This window comes from Rhodohalobacter sulfatireducens (assembly GCF_022012475.1).
GTDB classification, from domain to species: domain Bacteria; phylum Bacteroidota; class Rhodothermia; order Balneolales; family Balneolaceae; genus Rhodohalobacter; species Rhodohalobacter sulfatireducens.
Genome location: NZ_JAKLWS010000077.1, coordinates 1 through 2,895, shown reverse-complemented (window position 1 = coordinate 2,895; position 2,895 = coordinate 1). Strand labels below are relative to the sequence as shown.

At 48.5% G+C, this 2,895-nt stretch carries 1 protein-coding gene and 1 pseudogene; both read right to left on the bottom strand.

Annotated elements, in window-relative coordinates:
• Window positions 1-98: 98 nt before the first annotated feature.
• Complete coding sequence (gene ltrA, locus L6773_RS21090; protein ID WP_237856653.1) at window positions 99-1,328, bottom strand: group II intron reverse transcriptase/maturase; 1,230 nt, start codon at window positions 1,326-1,328, stop codon at window positions 99-101.
• 559 nt (window positions 1,329-1,887) lie between these two features.
• Window positions 1,888-2,790, bottom strand: a pseudogene (locus L6773_RS21085) (IS982 family transposase).
• Window positions 2,791-2,895 lie beyond the last annotated feature (105 nt).

Below are 2,895 nucleotides of genomic sequence, written 5' to 3'. Positions count from 1 at the left end.
AGTCGAGTAGCCAAGGGGAATTTCACCCCAAGGCTCTCACAGAACCGTACATGATAGTCTCCCATCATACGGCTCTTGTCGTTGAATCGTTATGAATTTTACGGGTGAACCAGGCTCCAGTGAGCAAATAACCCCGGATTGGCTTTATATACTTTCTTCAGCCAATTTACAGCTCGTTTCTTAGAGAACCTGCGGTTCCATTTGAGCCATTTGATCAGCTTTAGGTTCAGTACCCGCCATACCCATGTGGTTGTCCACTTGCTCCATTGGCAGTAATAGTTCATCCATCCCCGTATACGTGTGTTAAGCAATCCGGCCATTTGTTGAATCGTGCCTTTATACTTGTGCAGATTCAGCTTTTTCAAGTACTCCGTTACAGAGACTTTTGCTTTTCTGCTCATACAAGGCAAATACCACAGTCGCCTTCCCTGCCTGGTATTGCACATGCGCGGGCGAAATGTATAACCCAGAAAGTCAAAGCTTGTTTGGCTTTGATTCTCCCGGCGTCGTTCGTCTTTGCAATATACAATATGTGTTTTCTCCGGGTGAAGTTGAAGGTTGCACTCCTCCATTCGGGCAGTAATACGTCCTTTGATGAACTCTGCCTGCGCTTTGCTTCGAGTATGCACAACAATATCGTCAGCATACCGTTCAAACGGAATGTTCGGATGGTGCTTTCTCATCCACCCGTCAAACCCCACGTGCAGATACAGATTCGCCAGCAATGGACTGATGACTCCACCTTGAGGGGTCCCTTTACCAGTGGAGATTCGTTGTCCATCGACTTGAACCACATCGGCTTGCAGCCACCGTTGCACATACATGCACACCCATTTGGGGACATGATAGTGATCGAGGGCTTTCAGCATCAGATCATGATCGATGTTGTCAAAGAATCCGGCTATGTCCAAATCCAGTACCCAATCGTAGTACCGGCATCGGTAATTGGCCTTTGCCAGTGCCTGATGGGCACTCTTACCCGGTCGGTATCCATAGCTGTCCTCGTGGAAGATCGGTTCCAGTTTGGGCTCCAGCCACGTTTTAACGACCTGTTGGGCAATACGATCAGCCACAGTCGGTATGCCCAAACTGCGCTGACCACCGGATTTCTTCGGAATCTTTACCTGTTTTACCGGAGGTGGAAAATAACTGCCGGAACTTAATCGGTTCCATAGTTTGTACAGGTTTCCCGACAGATCGTTGCTGAATGCTTCCAGACTGACCCGGTCGATACCCGCACTTCCCCCGTTGGCCTTTACCTTTCGGTAGGCCATCCATACCATCAGCTTACTGATGGGTTGCGATTTTGTCTCATAATAGTCAGTCATCCCAACTTTGGTTGGTTGTTGATCTTTATGCGACTCAACGACTCAGCCCCTTCGCTCCTGCCTGCTTTCACAGGCTATCGGCACTACTACGAGCTGATCCGTCCCGCCTGCCTGTCAAGTTCAGGCCTCGCAGGGTTTCTGCTTGCACCCCCTTGTACTCCCGGCAGGTCGGTTCCCTTGTTCCGTTGTAAAGCCTGACCCGATGTCCCGCGATCTTAACACCGTCTGCCACACAACCAATATCAGCTTACTCCCGTTGTGCTTCCTCCCGGCGACTCACGTACTTCTCCGGTTCTGACAGAGTCTAACGAATATCGATGCTTCATCAACCGTTCACTTGCGTTCGGCTCATTCGAGTCTTACCTGATGAGTCTCCGCTCACCTTTTCCTTCTCGCTCAGCACCCGCTAACGAGCACCAGAAGGTGGTTTGGAGGCGCTGGCTGACAGCGCCTCCGGTAGGCCAACTACCATCTTTACAACAACATGTAAAAGAACAATTGCCTCTTTGGGCAACTTGCCTTTACTTCAAGGCACACACGTGAGTTCGACATAAGAATACTAAAAAAGCATCAAGTGTTTCGTGTCGACGAAGGTGGTTTTGAGCCTAGGTTTCTTTTCGGTAAAGTTGTAAGCAATCAATGCTGAGAACAAATTGGTCAGGAAGTTTTTGGGGCTTCGGTGCCGGGAATACTCAATTTGGAAGATGTTTTTGAGTTGGTCGACGATGGTCTCACAAATGGCTCGCTTACGCAGCATGATGGCATCAGCGATGGGAGTTACCAGTTTGGTTTTCATGTTCTTTCGAAGTTTGGTCACCAAGTGAATGCCTTGAACAAATAATCCCTCGAACAGTTCTTTGGAAATGTAGCCTTTATCCCCGTAAAGCTTGCCAAACAGCTTGTCGATAAACCCTTTCATCTGCAGAGGTTTTCGGTCATCGGTATTGCCGCCGGTAAGCATAAAATCGACCACATGGCCGCTATCGCTGGTAATCAGGTGGAGTTTAAATCCATAGAACCAGCCAACCGAACACTGTCCGCGGGCAGCCAGCCCCTCAAAGACCTTATGGGAGTGGATGCGGCGATTATGGCAGACCCGAAGGGGAGTCGAATCGATAAAGGAAATACCCGTGCATTGCCCGGTGGCTCTGGTTTTCAGGTAGATGGCCAGCGGGACGATTATTTGGCCACCCAGCTAGGTAAATCGGTTGTAGGAGACCAGTCCGGGGAATAGATCCTGAAGTTGTTTACAAACGTAGTCAGTGCAAAATTTCTTGAAGGTACGGATCCCCGACAGATGGAACAGGACCTGGATGGTCATGACTTCAGAAGCAGAAAGTCGGGCGGGTTTAATACGGGATTTACCGCCAGCCAGCAGACAGCGGTTCCTTTGGGGAAGAAAATCTTGACAAAAATCATCGATAGAACAGAAAGTTTCAGTAATTTTAGAGGAAGGAATTATGGCAGGATGGAGTAGTTAAGTTAAGGTTTAACAGATACTTAAATATACGAAACATCCTGCTTTCCTACTGCTAAAATTCCACTTTTTTATCTCGAACTCACGTTA

Bases quoted from the DNA above. Each gene is read 5' to 3' on its own strand.
- ltrA (WP_237856653.1), bottom strand. From the start codon at position 1,328: ATGACTGACTATTATGAGACAAAATCGCAACCCATCAGTAAGCTGATG.